At 65.8% G+C, this 16725-nt stretch carries 12 protein-coding genes and 1 tRNA gene; all 13 read right to left on the reverse strand.

Annotated features, from left to right (window positions below; all coding sequences use genetic code 11):
* Nucleotides 1–127: GTP-binding protein (locus tag FZO89_RS18265; RefSeq protein WP_049472805.1), on the reverse strand; the 127-nt coding region annotated here is incomplete at its 3' end.
* Between the two features lie 113 nt (nucleotides 128–240).
* Nucleotides 241–2337: an elongation factor G gene (gene fusA / locus FZO89_RS18270; protein WP_149104899.1), complete on the reverse strand. Its 2097-nt coding sequence runs from the start codon at nucleotides 2335–2337 to the stop codon at nucleotides 241–243.
* Nucleotides 2338–2522: 185 nt separating this feature from the next.
* A complete protein-coding gene (gene rpsG, locus FZO89_RS18275) occupies nucleotides 2523–2990 on the reverse strand; it encodes a 30S ribosomal protein S7 (RefSeq protein WP_149104900.1) in 468 nt (155 codons plus the stop codon).
* A 10-nt stretch (nucleotides 2991–3000) separates the two neighbouring features.
* Complete coding sequence (gene rpsL / locus FZO89_RS18280) at nucleotides 3001–3375, reverse strand: 30S ribosomal protein S12 (RefSeq protein WP_149104901.1); 375 nt, start codon at nucleotides 3373–3375, stop codon at nucleotides 3001–3003.
* Nucleotides 3376–3636: 261 nt separating this feature from the next.
* The gene (gene rpoC / locus FZO89_RS18285) at nucleotides 3637–7890 is read right to left on the reverse strand and encodes a DNA-directed RNA polymerase subunit beta' (RefSeq protein ID WP_149104902.1); all 4254 of its coding nucleotides are present in this window, start codon (nucleotides 7888–7890) and stop codon (nucleotides 3637–3639) included.
* A gap of 126 nt (nucleotides 7891–8016) precedes the next feature.
* Nucleotides 8017–12192, reverse strand: a complete 4176-nt coding sequence (gene rpoB / locus FZO89_RS18290) for a DNA-directed RNA polymerase subunit beta (RefSeq protein WP_149104903.1) — start codon at nucleotides 12190–12192, stop codon at nucleotides 8017–8019.
* Nucleotides 12193–12606: 414 nt separating this feature from the next.
* Nucleotides 12607–12981 (reverse strand): 50S ribosomal protein L7/L12, encoded by a 375-nt coding sequence (rplL, locus tag FZO89_RS18295; RefSeq protein WP_149104904.1) that lies wholly within the window; start codon nucleotides 12979–12981, stop codon nucleotides 12607–12609.
* A gap of 77 nt (nucleotides 12982–13058) precedes the next feature.
* A complete protein-coding gene (gene rplJ / locus FZO89_RS18300; RefSeq protein WP_149104905.1) occupies nucleotides 13059–13583 on the reverse strand; it encodes a 50S ribosomal protein L10 in 525 nt (174 codons plus the stop codon).
* A 528-nt stretch (nucleotides 13584–14111) separates the two neighbouring features.
* Nucleotides 14112–14810 (reverse strand): 50S ribosomal protein L1, encoded by a 699-nt coding sequence (gene rplA / locus FZO89_RS18305; RefSeq protein WP_149104906.1) that lies wholly within the window; start codon nucleotides 14808–14810, stop codon nucleotides 14112–14114.
* Between the two features lie 4 nt (nucleotides 14811–14814).
* A complete protein-coding gene (gene rplK, locus FZO89_RS18310; RefSeq protein WP_149104907.1) occupies nucleotides 14815–15243 on the reverse strand; it encodes a 50S ribosomal protein L11 in 429 nt (142 codons plus the stop codon).
* A 191-nt stretch (nucleotides 15244–15434) separates the two neighbouring features.
* Nucleotides 15435–16007 (reverse strand): transcription termination/antitermination protein NusG, encoded by a 573-nt coding sequence (nusG, locus tag FZO89_RS18315; protein WP_149104908.1) that lies wholly within the window; start codon nucleotides 16005–16007, stop codon nucleotides 15435–15437.
* A gap of 17 nt (nucleotides 16008–16024) precedes the next feature.
* A complete protein-coding gene (gene secE, locus FZO89_RS18320) occupies nucleotides 16025–16405 on the reverse strand; it encodes a preprotein translocase subunit SecE (RefSeq protein ID WP_149104909.1) in 381 nt (126 codons plus the stop codon).
* A 19-nt stretch (nucleotides 16406–16424) separates the two neighbouring features.
* Nucleotides 16425–16500: transfer RNA gene (locus FZO89_RS18325), tRNA-Trp, on the reverse strand.
* Between the last annotated feature and the right edge of the window lie 225 nt (nucleotides 16501–16725).

Raw genomic sequence — 16725 nt, forward strand, 5'->3', positions numbered from 1 at the left:
CGCCACCGAAACGCTCGGCACCGATCTTCGTCAGCGCCGCCGTCAGCGTCGTCTTGCCGTGGTCCACGTGGCCGATCGTGCCCACGTTCACGTGGGGCTTGGTGCGCTCGAACTTACCCTTTGCCATTTCGGAACTCCGTGATTCGAAAATTCGTGATTCGTTGATCGTGATTCGTAGATTCGTGATTCGTGAACTGGTGATCCGCGAGATGCTCGCTGTCGCGAATCACCGATCACGGCTTATTTCTTCTTGACCACCGACTCGGCGATGTTGGTCGGCGCCTCGGCGTAGTGGTCGAACTCCATCGTGAAGGTGGCGCGGCCCTGCGACATCGAACGCAGCTGGGTGGCGTAACCGAACATCTCGCCCAGCGGAATCATCGCGTTGATGATCTTGCCCGCGGGGCTGTCGTCCTGGCCCTGCAGGATGCCGCGGCGACGGCTGACGTCGCCCATCACGTCGCCGAGGTAATCCTCGGGCGTGACCACCTCGACCTTCATGATCGGCTCGAGCAGCACCGGCGAGGCCTTGGAGAAGCCTTCCTTGAAGCCCATCGAGCCGGCGATCTTGAACGCCATTTCCGACGAGTCGACCTCGTGATAGGAGCCGTCGAACAGCTTGACCTTGACGTCCACGATCGGGAAGCCGGCGAGGATGCCGTTCGCCAGCGCCTCCTGGATGCCCTTGTCCACCGCCGGGATGTACTCCTTCGGCACGACGCCGCCCACGATCGCATTCTCGAACTCGTAGCCGGTGCCCGGCTCCTGCGGCGAGATCTCCAGCCACACGTGGCCGAACTGGCCCTTGCCGCCCGACTGGCGGACGAACTTGCCCTCCTGCTTCACCGTCTTGCGGATCGTCTCGCGATACGCCACCTGCGGCTTGCCGACGTTGGCCTCGACGTTGAACTCACGCTTCATGCGATCGACGATGATGTCCAGGTGCAGCTCGCCCATGCCGGAGATGATCGTCTGGCCGGACTCCTCGTCGGTGCGTACGCGGAAGGACGGATCCTCCTGCGCGAGCCGGCCCAGCGCCAGGCCCATCTTCTCCTGGTCGGACTTGGTCTTCGGCTCCACGGCCATCGAGATGACCGGCTCCGGGAAGGTCATGCGTTCGAGCACGATCGGCGAATCCTGCGAGCACAGGGTGTCACCGGTGGTGACGTCCTTCAGGCCCACCGCGGCGGCGATGTCGCCGGCCAGCACTTCCTTGATTTCCTCGCGGTTGTTCGAATGCATCTGCAGCAGGCGGCCGATGCGCTCCTTCTTGCCCTTGACCGAGTTCAGCACCTGGTCGCCGGCGTTGAGCGTGCCCGAGTAGACGCGGAAGAACGTCAGCGAGCCGACGAACGGGTCGGTCATGATCTTGAAGGCGAGCGCGGAGAACGGCGCCTTGTCGCTGGATTCGCGGCTCAGCTCCTTGGTCTCGTCGTCGACGTCCAGGCCCTTCACCGCCGGCACGTCGACCGGCGACGGCAGCAGGTGGACCACGCCATCGAGCATCGCCTGCACGCCCTTGTTCTTGAACGCCGAGCCGCAGAACATCGGCACGATCTCGGTCTTCAGGGTGCGCTCGCGCAGGCCGTTGATGATCTCCGCCTCGGTGAGCTCGCCGCCCTCGAGGTACTTGTTCATCAACTCCTCGCTGGCCTCGGCCGCGGCCTCGATCATGAACGCGCGCGCTTCCTCGGCCTGCTCCTTGAGGTCGGCCGGGATCTCGCGGTACTCGAAGTTCAGGCCCTGCGAGGCGACGTCCCAGTGGATCGCCTTCATCTTGATCAGGTCGACCACGCCCTCGAATCCTTCCTCCGCGCCGATCGGCACCTGCATCGGCACCGGGTAGGCGCCCAGGCGCGACTTCAGCTGGTCGCGGACCTTGACGAAGTTGGCGCCGGTACGGTCCATCTTGTTGACGAACGCGACGCGCGGGACATGGTACTTGTTGGCCTGGCGCCACACCGTCTCGGACTGCGGCTGCACGCCGCCGACCGCGCACAGCACGAACACCGCGCCGTCGAGCACGCGCAGCGAACGCTCGACCTCGATCGTGAAGTCGACGTGCCCGGGGGTGTCGATGATGTTGAAGCGGTGCTCCTGCATGGACTTGTCCATGCCCTTCCAGAACGCGGTGGTGGCCGCCGACTGGATCGTGATGCCGCGTTCCTGCTCCTGCTCCATCCAGTCCATCGTCGCGGCGCCGTCGTGCACCTCGCCGATCTTGTGGCTCTTGCCGGTGTAGAACAGGATGCGCTCCGACGTCGTCGTCTTGCCGGCGTCGATGTGCGCCATGATGCCGAAGTTGCGGTAGCGTTCGATGGGGGTCGTGCGGGCCACGGGATTGCCTCAGATTCGATGCGGTGGGAAGTCCGCGCAATGGATCGCGGGACTGTCGCGAAGGACTCGCTTCAATGGCCGAATGCCGCCTGGCGGCGGCATCTGGGCATCGCTTGCGGCAGGGCCGCGAAGTGGCACCTGAGATGGTGCCGCGGGGGCCGAAGCTCAAGCCCCCATGGTGGGGATTACCAGCGGTAGTGCGCGAACGCCTTGTTCGCATCCGCCATGCGGTGCGTTTCCTCGCGCTTCTTGATCGCGCCGCCACGGTTCTCGGACGCGTCGATCAGCTCGGCGGCCAGCTTGCGCGGCATGGTGTTCTCGCCGCGCTTGCGCGCCGACTCGATCAGCCAGCGCATCGCCAGCGCCATGCGGCGCGACTGGCGCACTTCGACCGGCACCTGGTAGGTCGCGCCGCCGACGCGGCGGGACTTGACCTCGACCGATGGCGAGATGTTGCCGAGTGCCTTCTCGACGAGATCGAGCGGGTTGTCGTTCTTCTCGCCGATCACGTCCATGGCGCCATACACGATCTTCTCGGCCACCGACTTCTTGCCGCTCTTCATGACCATGTTGATGAAGCGCGCGATCGTATCGCTGTGGTGCTTGGGATCGGGCAGCACTGCACGCTGCGGGGTGTTTCCTTTACGCGACATTGTCTAGTCCTCAGGCTTTCGGGCGCTTGGCGCCGTACTTGGAACGCGCCTGCTTGCGCTTGGCGACGCCGGCGGCGTCGAGCGAGCCGCGCACGGTGTGGTAGCGCACGCCCGGGAGGTCCTTGACGCGACCGCCGCGGATCAGCACCACGCTGTGCTCCTGCAGGTTGTGCCCTTCGCCGCCGATGTACGAGATCACCTCGTAGCCGTTGGTCAGGCGCACCTTGGCGACCTTGCGCAGGGCCGAGTTCGGCTTCTTGGGGGTGGTGGTGTACACGCGGGTGCACACGCCGCGCCGCTGCGGGCAGTTTGCCAGCGCGGGCGAGGTGCTCTTGTAGACTTCCGGGCTGCGCGGCTTGCGCACCAGCTGGTTGATCGTTGCCATCGGTCGAAGGTTCTTCGGTTTCGGGGCGAATGCCCTCGTGAAAACATCGGCAGGCGGGAACACCCGACCTGCCGAGACGAAAAAGTATAGCCCGCGCGGACGGAGACCGTCAACGCAAGCCATGCTTCCGGTCCCGTCGCCGCGGTTGCCCGCCGCCGGACCAAATGCTGCTCCGCCCGTCCTGGGCCGAAAACGAGGCGCTCCCTGCGCCTCATTTCGAGATCTGGGCGGGTCCGGTCAGGACCCGCCGGGGGTATCGCATCAGCTCGCGCTGGACTCCTCGCCCTGCCCTTCGGCGGACGCGGTGTCCTCGAGCATGACCGCCGAGGCATCCGCCACGGCCGCTTCCGTCGGGGCGGCGCTGAGCGTCTCCAGCTCGGAGTCGGTCAGGCCGGTCGCCCGGTTCCGGCGGCGGGTGTGGTAGGCCAGGCCGGTGCCGGCGGGGATCAGGCGACCGACGATCACGTTCTCCTTGAGGCCGCGCAGCGTGTCGCGGGTGCCGCGGACGGCCGCCTCGGTCAGCACGCGGGTGGTCTCCTGGAACGAGGCCGCGGACAGGAACGACTCGGTCGCCAGCGAAGCCTTGGTGATGCCCAGCAGGACCGGATCGGCCTTGATCGGCAGCTCGTTCTTCGAGGCCAGCCGGACGTTGTCCTCGATGACGCGCTGGCGCTCGGCCTGCTCGCCAGCCAAGTAACGGCTGTCGCCCGGGTCGGTGATCTCGACCTTGCGCAGCATCTGGCGAATGATCACCTCGATGTGCTTGTCGTTGATCTTCACGCCCTGCAGGCGGTAGACGTCCTGGATTTCCTTGGTCAGGTAGGACGCCAGCGGCTCGACGCCCAGCAGGCGCAGGATGTCCTGCGGGCTCGGCTCGCCGTCCACCACGGTCTCGCCCTTCTCCACGTGCTCGCCCTCGAACACGATGATCTGGCGATACTTCGGGATCAGCTCCTCGTGTTCCTCGCCATCGGGTCCCTTGATGATCAGGCGCTGCTTGCCCTTGGTGTCCTTGCCGAAGCTGACCACGCCCGACTTCTCCGCCAGGACGGCCGGATCCTTGGGCTTGCGCGCCTCGAACAGGTCGGCCACGCGCGGCAGGCCGCCGGTGATGTCGCGGGTCTTGGACGCCTCCTGCGGGATCTTGGCGACCACGTCGCCCACGCCCACCGGCGCGCCGTCCTGCAGGTTCACGATCGAGCGCGGCGGCAACAGGTACTGCGCCGGCAGGTCGGTGCCGGGGATGTTGAGGTCGTTGCCGTCCTTGTCGACGATGCGCACGATCGGGCGCAGGTCCTTGCCCTGCGAACCGCGACGCTTGGGATCGGTGATCTCGCGCGACGCCAGGCCGGTCAGTTCGTCGGTCTTCTCGATCACGGTGACGCCGTCGACGAAGTCGACGAAGCGCATCGAGCCCGCCACTTCCGACACGATCGGGTGGTTATGCGGATCCCAGTTGGCCACGGTCTGGCCGGCCTTGATCTCCGCGCCGTCCTTGACCGTGATGGTCGCGCCGTAAGGCAGCTTGTAGCGCTCGCGCTCGCGACCGTGGCCGTCGAGCACCGAGAGCTCGCCCGAACGCGACACCACCGTCAGGTTGCCGCTGGCGTGCTGCACGGTCTTGAGGTTGTTGAACTTGATCGAGCCGGTGGTCTTGACCGTGACGTTGTCGATCGCCGCCGCACGCGAGGCCGCGCCGCCGATGTGGAACGTGCGCATCGTCAGCTGGGTGCCGGGCTCGCCGATCGACTGCGCGGCGACCACGCCGACCGCCTCGCCGTGATTGACCAGGTGGCCGCGGCCGAGGTCGCGGCCGTAGCACATCGCGCACACGCCGAAGCCGCTCTGGCAGGTGATCGTCGACCGTACCTTGATCGACTGAACGCTGGCGTCTTCCAGCTTCTGTACCCAGGCCTCGTCGAGCAGGGTGTTGCGGGTGACGATCGGATCCTCGTCGTTGCCCGGCAGGAACACGTCCTCGACCACCACCCGGCCCAGCACGCGGTCGCGCAGCGGCTCGACCACGTCGCCGCCTTCCACGATCGGGGTCATGGTCAGGCCGGCCATCGTGCCGCAGTCGGCCTCGGTGATCACCACGTCCTGGGCCACGTCGACCAGGCGACGGGTCAGGTAACCGGAGTTGGCGGTCTTCAGCGCGGTGTCCGCGAGGCCCTTTCGCGCGCCGTGGGTCGAGATGAAGTACTGCTGGACGTTCAGGCCCTCTCGGAAGTTCGAGGTGATCGGGGTCTCGATGATCGAACCGTCCGGCTTGGCCATCAGGCCGCGCATGCCGGCCAGCTGGCGGATCTGCGCCTGCGAACCACGGGCGCCGGAGTCGGCCATGATGTAGATCGAGTTCATCGACTTCTGCGGCACCCGCTCGCCCTTGGCGTTGGTGACGGTGTCGGTGCCGATCGCTTCCATCATCGCCTTGGCGACGCGCTCGTTGGTACGCGACCAGATGTCGACGACCTTGTTGTAGCGCTCGCCGGCGGTGACCAGGCCCGACTGGTACTGCTGCTGGATCTCCAGCACCTCGGTCTCGGCCTCGGCCAGGATGCCCTTCTTCTCCGGCGGGATCAGCATGTCGTCGATGCCGATCGACACGCCGGCGCGGGTCGCGAACGCGAAGCCGGTGTACATCAGCTTGTCGGCGAACACGACCGTGTCCTTCAGGCCGAGCTGGCGGTAGCAGCTGTTGATCAGGCGCGAGATGTTCTTCTTGGTCAGCTCGGTGTTGGCCAGCGCGAACGGCAGGCCGTCCGGCAGGATCTCGGCCAGCAGCGCGCGTCCGATCGTGGTGTCCACGATCGCGGTCTTCCTCTCGCGGTTGCCTTCCTCGTCGATCACCGTCTCGGTGATACGCACCTTCACCTTGGCGTGCAGGCCGGCGACCTTGTGGTCGTAGGCGCGCTTGACCTCGGCGATGTTGGCGAACGCCATGCCCTCGCCCGGGGTGTTCTCCAGGGCGCGGGTCATGTAGTACAGGCCGAGCACCACGTCCTGCGACGGCACGATGATCGGCTCGCCGTTCGCCGGCGAGAGGATGTTGTTGGTCGACATCATCAGCGCGCGCGCTTCCAGCTGGGCTTCCAGCGAAAGCGGCACGTGCACGGCCATCTGGTCACCGTCGAAGTCGGCGTTGAACGCGGTGCAGACCAGCGGATGCAACTGGATGGCCTTGCCCTCGATCAGCACCGGCTCGAAAGCCTGGATGCCCAGGCGGTGCAGGGTCGGGGCGCGGTTGAGCAGCACCGGGTGCTCGCGGATCACCTCTTCCAGGATGTCCCACACCTCGGCCTCTTCGCGCTCGACCAGCTTCTTGGCGGCCTTGATCGTCGTGGCCAGGCCACGACGCTGCAGCTTGGCGAAGATGAAGGGCTTGAACAGCTCCAGCGCCATCTTCTTCGGCAGGCCGCACTCGTGCAGGCGCAGGGTCGGGCCGACCACGATGACCGAACGGCCCGAGTAGTCGACGCGCTTGCCGAGCAGGTTCTGGCGGAAGCGGCCCTGCTTGCCCTTGATCATGTCGGCGAGCGACTTGAGCGGGCGCTTGTTGGTGCCGGTGATGGCGCGGCCGCGACGGCCGTTGTCCATCAGCGCGTCGACCGACTCCTGCAGCATGCGCTTCTCGTTGCGCACGATGATGTCGGGCGCGTTGAGTTCGAGCAGGCGGCGCAGTCGGTTGTTGCGGTTGATGACGCGGCGGTACAGGTCGTTGAGATCGGAGGTGGCGAAACGGCCACCGTCCAGCGGCACCAGCGGACGCAGGTCCGGCGGCAGCACCGGCAGCACCGTCATCACCATCCACTCGGGACGGTTGCCGGATTCGACGAAGGCCTCGATCAGCTTGATGCGCTTGGTCAGCCGCTTGAGCTTGGTTTCGGAGCCGGTCGCGGCGATCTCTTCCTTCAGCTTGACCGTCTCGGCCTGCAGGTCGATCGTGCGCAGCAGGTCGTAGACGGCCTCGGCGCCCATCGCGGCGTCGAAGTCGTCGCCGTGTTCCTGGCGCGCCTGCATGTACTGCTCTTCCGTCAGCAGCTGGCCGCGCTCCATCGGCGTCAGGCCGGGCTCTGTGACCACGAACGCCTCGAAGTAGAGGATCCGCTCGATGTCGCGCAGGGTCATGTCGAGCATCAGGCCGATGCGCGAGGGCAGCGACTTGAGGAACCAGATGTGCGCGACCGGCGAAGCCAGGTCGATGTGGCCCATGCGCTCGCGGCGCACCTTGGCCAGGGTCACTTCCGTGCCGCACTTCTCGCAGACCACGCCGCGGTGCTTCATGCGCTTGTACTTGCCGCACAGGCACTCGTAGTCCTTGATCGGACCGAAGATCGCTGCGCAGAACAGGCCGTCGCGCTCGGGCTTGAAGGTGCGGTAGTTGATGGTCTCGGGCTTCTTGACCTCGCCGAACGACCACGAACGGATCAGGTCGGGCGAGGCCAGCGCGATCTTGATCGCGTCGAAGTCGAGCGCCGGGCGCTGCTGGTTGAACAGGTTGAGCAGGTCTTTCATGTCTGTGTCTCCGATGGAGCGTGATTCGTGATTGGTGATTGGTGATTCGTCAAAGCGGATTCGCGACACGGATTCGAGACACTTGGCCTTTCGAATCACGAATCACGAATCCTCCAATCACGAGCTTCAGTGCTCTTCCAACTCCATGTTGATCGCCAGCGAGCGGATTTCCTTGACCAGGACGTTGAAGGACTCCGGCATGCCGGCGACCATCTCGTACTCGCCGTCGACGATGTTCTTGTACATCTGGTTGCGGCCCTGCACGTCGTCGGACTTCACCGTCAGCATCTCCTGCATGGTGTAGGCGGCGCCGTAGGCTTCCAGCGCCCACATTTCCATCTCACCGAAGCGCTGGCCGCCGAACTGCGCCTTGCCGCCCAGCGGCTGCTGGGTGACCAGCGAGTACGGACCGGTGGAACGCGCGTGCATCTTGTCGTCGACCAGGTGGTTGAGCTTGAGCATGTGCATGTAGCCCACCGTGACCTTGCGCTCGAACGCATCGCCGGTGCGGCCGTCGAACAGTTGGGTCTGGCCGCTGGTCGGCAGATCGGCGAGCTCGAGCATCTTCTTGATCTCGCTCTCGGCCGCACCGTCGAACACCGGGGTCGCCATCGGCACGCCGTCGACCAGGTTCTTCGCCAGCGCGATCAGCTCCTCGTCGCTGAACTGCTTCAGGTCGACACGCTGCGCCTGCAGGTCCTTGTCGTGGTTGTAGATCTCGTCGAGGAACTTGCGCAGGTCGGCGACCTTGGCCTGTGCCTGCAGCATCGCGTCGATCTTGCGGCCGAGACCCTTGGCCGCCCACCCGAGGTGGGTTTCGAGGATCTGGCCGATGTTCATGCGGCTCGGCACGCCCAGCGGGTTGAGCACGATGTCGACGGTCTCGCCGTTGGCCATGTGCGGCATGTCCTCGACCGGGACGATCGTCGACACGACGCCCTTGTTGCCGTGGCGGCCGGCCATCTTGTCGCCCGGCTGGATGCGGCGCTTCACCGCGAGGTAGACCTTGACCATCTTCAGCACGCCCGGGGCGAGGTCGTCGCCCTGGGTGATCTTGCCGCGCTTGTCGGCGAAGCGCTTCTCGAATTCCTTCTCGTGCGCCTCGATCTGCTTCTGCGCGCGCTCGATCGCCTCGGCCGCGTCCTCGTCCTTCATCCGCAGCTGGAACCAGTCGGACTTCTTCAGGCCGTCGAGCACCAGCGAGGTGACGGTGTCGCCCTTCTTCAGGCCCGGCCCGCCATTGGCGACCTTGCCCTGGATCTGCGAACGCAGGCGCGCGTAGATCGCGGACTCGAGGATCCGGAACTGGTCGTCGAAGTCCTTCTTCACGCGCTTGATCTCGGACTCCTCGATCTGGCGTGCGCGCTTGTCCTTCTCGATGCCGTCGCGGGTGAACACCTGCACGTCGATCACGGTGCCGTCCATGCCCGGCGGCACGCGCAGCGAGCTGTCCTTCACGTCGGACGCCTTCTCGCCGAAGATCGCACGCAGCAGCTTCTCCTCCGGGGTCAGCTGGCTCTCGCCCTTGGGCGTGACCTTGCCGACCATGATGTCGCCGGCGCGCACCTCGGCGCCGATGTACACCACGCCGCTCTCGTCGAGGCGGTTGAGCGCCTGCTCGGAGACGTTCGGGATGTCGGCCGAGATCTCCTCCGGCCCCAGCTTGGTGTCGCGGGCGACGCAGGTCAGCTCCTCGATGTGGATCGTGGTGTAACGATCCTCCTCGACCACCCGCTCGGAGAGCAGGATCGAGTCCTCGAAGTTGTAGCCGTTCCAGGGCATGAACGCGACCAGCATGTTCTGGCCCAGCGCGAGCTCGCCGATGTCGGTCGAAGGGCCGTCGGCCAGCACGTCGCCGCGCGCGATCACGTCGCCCACGTTCACCAGCGGACGCTGGTTGATGCAGGTGTTCTGGTTCGAACGCGTGTACTTGATCAGGTTGTAGATGTCGACGCCGGCGTCGTGCTCGCCCGAGATCTCCGCTTCGTTGACCTTGACCACGATGCGGCCGGCATCGATCTGCTCGACCGTGCCGCCGCGGCGCGCGTTCACCGTCACGCCCGAGTCGCGCGCCACCGCACGCTCGATGCCGGTGCCGACCAGCGGCTTCTGCGCACGCAGCGTCGGTACCGCCTGGCGCTGCATGTTGGCGCCCATCAGCGCGCGGTTGGCGTCGTCGTGCTCGAGGAACGGCACCAGCGCCGCCGCCACCGACACGGTCTGCATCGGCGAGACGTCCATGTAGTGGATCTCGCTCGGCGGCTTGAGCAGGTTCTCGCCCTGGAAGCGGCACGCGACGAACTGCGCGTCGAGGTTGCCCTTGGCGTCCTGGGTCGCGTTGGCCTGGGCGATGACGAACTCGTTCTCCTCGATCGCCGAGAGGAACTCGATCTCGTCGGTGACCTTGCCTTCCACGACCTTGCGGTACGGGGTTTCGAGGAAGCCGTAGCGGTTGGTGCGCGCGAACACGGCGAGCGAGTTGATCAGGCCGATGTTCGGACCTTCCGGGGTCTCGATGGTGCAGACGCGGCCGTAATGGGTCGGGTGCACGTCGCGCACCTCGAAGCCCGCTCGCTCGCGGGTCAGGCCGCCCGGACCGAGCGCGGACACGCGGCGCTTGTGCGTCACTTCCGACAGCGGGTTGTTCTGGTCCATGAACTGCGACAGCTGCGAGGAGCCGAAGAACTCCTTGACCGCGGCCGCGACCGGCTTGGCGTTGATCAGTTCCTGCGGGGTCAGCCCGTCGGCCTCCGCCATGGTCAGGCGCTCGCGCACCGCGCGCTCGACGCGCACCAGGCCCACGCGGAACACGTTCTCGGCCATCTCGCCGACGGAACGCACGCGACGATTACCGAGGTGGTCGATGTCGTCGACCACGCCGCGGCCGTTGCGGATCTCGGTCAGCACCTTGATGACATCGAGGATGTCGGACATCGCGCCGCACTGTTCGCGCAGGCGTGCGGACTCTTCGTCCTTGCGCTCGGCGAAGTACTTGGCGTCGTACAGCACCGGGGCGCCGGTCACCTCGCGGCGGCCGATGCGGCGGTTGAACTTCATCCGGCCCACGGCCGACAGGTCGTAGCGCTCGAAGGCGAAGAACAGGTTGTGGAACAGGTTCTGCGCGGCGTCCTTGGTCGGCGGCTCGCCGGGACGCATCATGCGGTAGATCTCGACCAGCGCGTCGAGCTGGGTCTTGGTCGCATCCACGCGCAGGGTATTGGACAGGTACGGGCCACGGTCGAGGTCGTTGGTCCAGATCGTGCCGACGGCATGGACACCGGCCTTGCGCAGCGCCTGCAGGGTGTCGTCGTTGATCTCGTCGTTGGCCGAGGCGATCAGCTCGCCGGTCGAAGCGTCGACCACGTCGTGCGACAGCACGCGGCCCACCAGGTACTCGTCCGGCACGGCCAACGCGGCGACGCCGGCGGCCTCAAGCTGCTTGACGTGGCGCGCGGTGATGCGCTTGCCGGCCTCGACGATCACCTTCTCGCCGTCGGCGAGGTCGAAGTTCAGCGTCTCGCCGCGCAGCCGCTCCGGGATCAGCTCCAGCTGCACGCCCTCGCCCTCGGGCAGGATGTGGAAGGTGTTGATCTCGAAGAACTCGTTGAGCATCTCTTCGTTGTTGTAGCCCAGCGCGCGCAGCAGCACCGAGACCGGCAGTTTGCGGCGGCGGTCGATGCGGGTGAACAGCGCGTCCTTGGGGTCGAACTCGAAGTCCAGCCAGGAACCGCGGTAGGGGATCACGCGCGCGGAGAACAGCAGCTTGCCCGAGCTGTGGGTCTTGCCGCGGTCGTGGTCGAAGAACACGCCAGGCGACCGGTGCAGCTGCGAGACGATGACGCGCTCGGTGCCGTTGACGATGAAGGTGCCGTTGTCGGTCATGAGCGGGATCTCGCCCATGTAGACTTCCTGCTCCTTGACGTACTTGATCGCCTTGTTCGACGACTCGCGGTCGTAGATGACCAGGCGCACGGTCACGCGCAGCGGTGCGCCGTAGCTCATGCCACGCTGGCGGCACTCGCGCTCGTCGAACACCGGGTCGCCGAGCTTGTAGCCGACGTATTCCAGCGCCGCATAGCCGTTGTAGCTGACGATCGGGAACACCGACTTGAGTGCGGCATGCAGGCCCTTGTCGTCGCGCTTGTTCGGATCCTTGTCGGCCTGCAGGAACTCGCGGTAGGAATCCACCTGGATCGCGAGCAGGAACGGCACCTCGAGGATCGAGCGGCGCTTGCCGAAGTTCTTGCGGACGCGCTTCTTCTCGGTGAACGAGTAATTCTGCTGGTGCTGGGACGTCGTCATGGGGAGCTGATGCCTCGGTCTTGGGATCGCGCAAGCGCGATTCCGGGAAAACGAAAAGTTGTCACTGGGCAGTCGCTGGTATTGCCGGCACCAGCACGCCTTCTCCCGCTACTGTCCACTGACAACTGTGTGGAGCCGTGATTCGTGGATTCGTAATGGGTGATTCGCGAAGCCGGGAACAGCGCCGTTTTCGAATCACGAATCACGAATGACCAATCACCGCCTACAACGACCGAAGGCCGGGGACATTCGTCCCCAGCCCCGGCTTCCGTCCTCATGCCCGCGGATGCGGGATTCGGACGTGCTTTGCTTCGATGTGCACTCGATTGAGGGCCAATCTCTACCTCTTTGGATCCCCGCCTGCGCGGGGACGACGTTCGGCCAGCCACGCGCCCGGGCGCGTGGGGCCTTACGTCACTTGACTTCGACGGTGGCGCCGGCCGCTTCCAGATCCTTCTTGATCTTCGCGGCGTCGTCCTTCGAAGCACCTTCCTTCACCGTACCGCCGGCTTCGGTCAGGTCCTTGGCTTCCTTCAGGCCCAGGCCGGTGATGGCGCGGACCACCTTGATGACCTCGACCTTCTTCTCGCCAGCCGACTTCAGCACGACGTTGAACTCGGTCTGCTCTTCGGCCGGGGCGGCAGCGGCAGCGGCCGGACCGGCGGCCATCGCGACCGGGGCGGCGGCGGAGACGCCGAACTTCTCTTCGAAAGCCTTGACCAGCTCCATCACCTCGACGAGGGTCTTGCTGCCGATGGCTTCCAGGATTTCTTCGTTGGAAAGGGACATTGTCGTTACCTTGATTGATTGATTCGAAAACGTTTCGTTGGATCGAGTTCGTTGCGAACAGCGCTCAACTCAGGACTTCAGGCTGCCTTCTGCTGACCGACCGCGTTGATCACGCGGCCGGTCTGCACGGCGGGCTCCGACAGCACGCGGGCCAGCATGGTGGCCGGCTGTGCGATCAGGCCCACCAGCATCGCCAGGGCCTGTTCACGGGTCGGCAGAGACGCCAGGACATCCACGTGGGAGCCCGGGTACTTCTGCCCACCCAGCGAAACCAGGCGCGGCTTCAGCTTGTCGGCGGTCTTGGCGAAGTCCTTGATGAGGCGGCCGGCGGCGCCGGGGTCTTCCTGCGAGAAGGCATACAGCAGCGGGCCGGTCAGGTCGTCCTGGATGACGGCGTAATCGGTACCCTCCACCGCGCGCGAGACCAGCGTGTTCTTGGCTACCTTCAGGAACACGCCCGCTTCGCGGGCCTTCTTGCGCAAGCCGGTCAACTGCTCGACCGTCAGACCCGCGTACTCCGCGGCGACCAGCGAGTGCGCCTTGCCGGCGACCTCGGCCAGTTCGGCAACGACTTCCTTCTTCTGGTTCAGATTCAGAGCCATTGCGCTTCCTCTCTTGCTTCGATTCCATCCCTGCGCATCTACGCGGGGACAGGCCATGGGCCGCACCGGTCCGTCGATGCGGGGAACGCCTCGCGGCGTTCCGTTTGGCGGCCGTTTCCAAAAATCAATCGAACGATCTTCGGAGGGTCGGCGACCATCTACGCAGGCCCTTTCGTGCTTTCGCAGTCCGGGATTAAGCGGTCTTGTCTACAACGACGGCGATTCCGTGCCATTCCGAGCTTCCATGCCCGTCGCCGTTGCATCGAAGACCGCGCCTGCGGTCTTTGACGGCGCCGTGTCGTGCTTTCGCCTTCGACGGTGCCCTCAAAACTTGTCCCGAGCGAAGCGAGGGATCTCGTTCCATTCGGGCGTACAACTATCCGTTTGTCATCCGACCCAACACCTTCGGATGTCATTCCGACCGGAGGGAGGAATCTGCTTTCGTCCTGCCTTCTGGAGAGCGGATCCCTCGCTACGCTCGGGATGACGTTCCGGCAGCCGCGCGCCTGTGGCGCGCGGGCCGTCACGTCACTTCAAGCTCAACGACGACTGGTCCACGACGACGCCGGGGCCCATCGTCGAGCTGACCGAGATCTTCTGCAGGTACTGGCCCTTCGAGGTCGCCGGCTTGGCCTTGACCAGGTCCGCCAGCAGCGCCGTCAGGTTCTCCTTCAGGCGATCGGACTCGAAGTCGGCCTTGCCGATCGTGCAGTGGATGATGCCGGCCTTGTCGGTGCGGTAGCGGACCTGGCCGCCCTTGGCGTTCTTCACCGCATCGCCCGGGTTCGGGGACACGGTGCCGACCTTGGGGTTCGGCATCAGGCCGCGCGGCCCGAGCAGGGTGCCGAGCTTGCCGACCACGCGCATCGCGTCCGGCGTGGCGATGACCACGTCGTAGTTCAGCTCGCCGCCCTGCATGCGCTCGGCCAGGTCGTCCATGCCCACGGCATCGGCGCCGGCGGCGAGGGCTTCGTCGGCCTTGACGCCCGCGGGCGCGAACACCGCCACGCGCACGCTCTTGCCGGTGCCCTGCGGCAGCACGGTCGAACCGCGGACCTGCTGGTCGGACTTCTTGGCATCGACGCCGAGGCGGACGGCAACGTCCACGGCCTCGACGAACTTGGCCTTGCTGTGGTCCTTGACGATCTTCAGGGCTTCGTCGATCGCATACGCCTTGCCCGGCTGCACTGCGGCCTGGATCGCCTTCTGTCGCTTGTTCAATGCCATGTCCTCAGCCCTCCACCGTCAGGCCCATCGAACGGGCCGAGCCCGCGATGGTGCGCACCGCCGCGTCCAGGTCGGCCGCGGTCAGGTCGGGTTCCTTCGCCTTGGCGATGTCCTCGAGCTGGGCGCGGGTGACCTTGCCCACCTTCTCGGTGTTCGGGCGCTTGGAACCGGAGGTGACGCCGGCCGCCTTCTTCAGCAGCACCGTGGCCGGCGTGCTCTTGGTGATGAAGGTGAAGGTGCGGTCCGAGTACGCGGTGATGATCACCGGGGTCGGCAGACCGGGCTCGAGCTTGGAGGTCGCGGCGTTGAACGCCTTGCAGAACTCCATGATGTTCAGGCCGCGCTGGCCGAGCGCAGGACCCACCGGCGGCGAGGGGTTCGCCTGCCCGGCCTTGACCTGCAGTTTGATGTAACCGACGACTTTCTTAGCCATTTTCCTGCTCTCTCCGGGTACAAGCGCCGTTCAGGCTCCCCATCGGGCCGGGAGAATCACGCGTCCCGGCATCGCGTTGCCCCTTCCACGCGAAAGGCCGCGCGTTCGGCGGCCAGCGGGCGACCCGGCTTCCCGGGGCGGGGAGCCGGCTAGTATAGCGGGTTTTCGGGGCCGATGGCAGCCCCGCGGACTCAGGCCTTCTCGACCTGCCCGAACTCGAGTTCGACCGGGGTCGAGCGGCCGAAGATCAGCACGGCCACGCGCAGGCGGCTCTTCTCGTAGTTGACTTCCTCGACCACGCCGTTGAAGTCGTTGAACGGGCCGTCGACCACGCGGACCATCTGTCCCGGCTCGAACAGCACCTTGGGACGGGGTTTTTCCACGCCTTCCTGGACCCGGTCCAGGATCGCGGCGGCTTCCTCGTCGCGGATCGGCAGCGGGCGGTCGGCGGTGCCGCCGATGAAGCCCATGACCTTCGGGGTTTCCTTGACCAGGTGCCAGCTCTCGCTGTCCATGCGCGGAATGCCGCCGTCGTCGTGGGTGGTGATCTGCACCAGCACGTAGCCGGGGAAGAACTTGCGCTCGGAACGGCGCTTCTGGCCGGAGCGCATCTCCACCACTTCCTCGGTCGGCACCAGCACGTCGCCGAACTTGTCCTGCATCTCCGCGCGGGCGATGCGGTCGCGCAGCGCCTGCGCCACCGACTTCTCGAAGCCGGAATAGGCGTGCACCACATACCAACGCTTGACGCCTTGCGCTTCCATCAGGTCCGTACTCTCCGTCATTGAGCGAGGAACAACTTCACCAGCCACTGGATGACCGTGTCGAACCCCGCCAGCATCAGCGCGATGAGGATCACCACGACGATCACCACCCAGGTCATGCGCATCGCTTCCTGGCGCGTCGGCCAGACCACCTTGCGCAGCTCGAAGCGCGACTCGGACAGGAACTCGCGCGTCTGGTGGCCCTTGGCGGTGGCCATGAACACGGCCACGCCCGCCACGACGCCTGTGAGCACCGCCGCGACCCGCGCCGGACCGGGCCACTGTCCTTCGAACCAGTAGAACGCGAACACGCCCGCGGCGACCAGCAGCAACGCCAGTGCGTACTTGACCATGTCACCGGCGGACGCGCTTCCGGGTTGCTCGACTCTGCTGTTCACTCGACTCGCTACTCTACGATGGCACGCCAGGAGGGACTCGAACCCCCAACCTGCGGTTTTGGAGACCGCTGCTCTGCCAATTGAGCTACTGGCGTAATGCTTCGATCCGACCGTCGGCCCGACCACTGGTTCCGTAAAAGGCGACGGCGGCTTGCGCCGCCTCGCCCTTGCCTGTCCGGTTCCGGTGGGGACCGGGCCGGTTAGTTGGATCCCTCGCTTGCGCTCGGGATGATGTTCCGGCAGCCACGCGCTTGCGCGCGTGGGCCGTCACATCACTTGATGATCTTCGCCACCACGCCGGCGCCGACCGTACGGCCACC

This window comes from Luteimonas viscosa, from assembly GCF_008244685.1.
Taxonomy (GTDB): domain Bacteria; phylum Pseudomonadota; class Gammaproteobacteria; order Xanthomonadales; family Xanthomonadaceae; genus Luteimonas; species Luteimonas viscosa.

Bases quoted from the DNA above. Each gene is read 5' to 3' on its own strand.
- nusG (WP_149104908.1), bottom strand. From the start codon at position 16,007: ATGGAAGCGCAAGGCGTCAAGCGTTGGTATGTGGTGCACGCCTATTCC.
- rpsG (WP_149104900.1), bottom strand. From the start codon at position 2,990: ATGTCGCGTAAAGGAAACACCCCGCAGCGTGCAGTGCTGCCCGATCCC.
- rplA (WP_149104906.1), bottom strand. From the start codon at position 14,810: ATGGCATTGAACAAGCGACAGAAGGCGATCCAGGCCGCAGTGCAGCCG.
- rpsL (WP_149104901.1), bottom strand. From the start codon at position 3,375: ATGGCAACGATCAACCAGCTGGTGCGCAAGCCGCGCAGCCCGGAAGTC.
- rpoC (WP_149104902.1), bottom strand. From the start codon at position 7,890: ATGAAAGACCTGCTCAACCTGTTCAACCAGCAGCGCCCGGCGCTCGAC.
- rpoB (WP_149104903.1), bottom strand. From the start codon at position 12,192: ATGACGACGTCCCAGCACCAGCAGAATTACTCGTTCACCGAGAAGAAG.
- rplL (WP_149104904.1), bottom strand. From the start codon at position 12,981: ATGTCCCTTTCCAACGAAGAAATCCTGGAAGCCATCGGCAGCAAGACC.
- rplJ (WP_149104905.1), bottom strand. From the start codon at position 13,583: ATGGCTCTGAATCTGAACCAGAAGAAGGAAGTCGTTGCCGAACTGGCC.
- rplK (WP_149104907.1), bottom strand. From the start codon at position 15,243: ATGGCTAAGAAAGTCGTCGGTTACATCAAACTGCAGGTCAAGGCCGGG.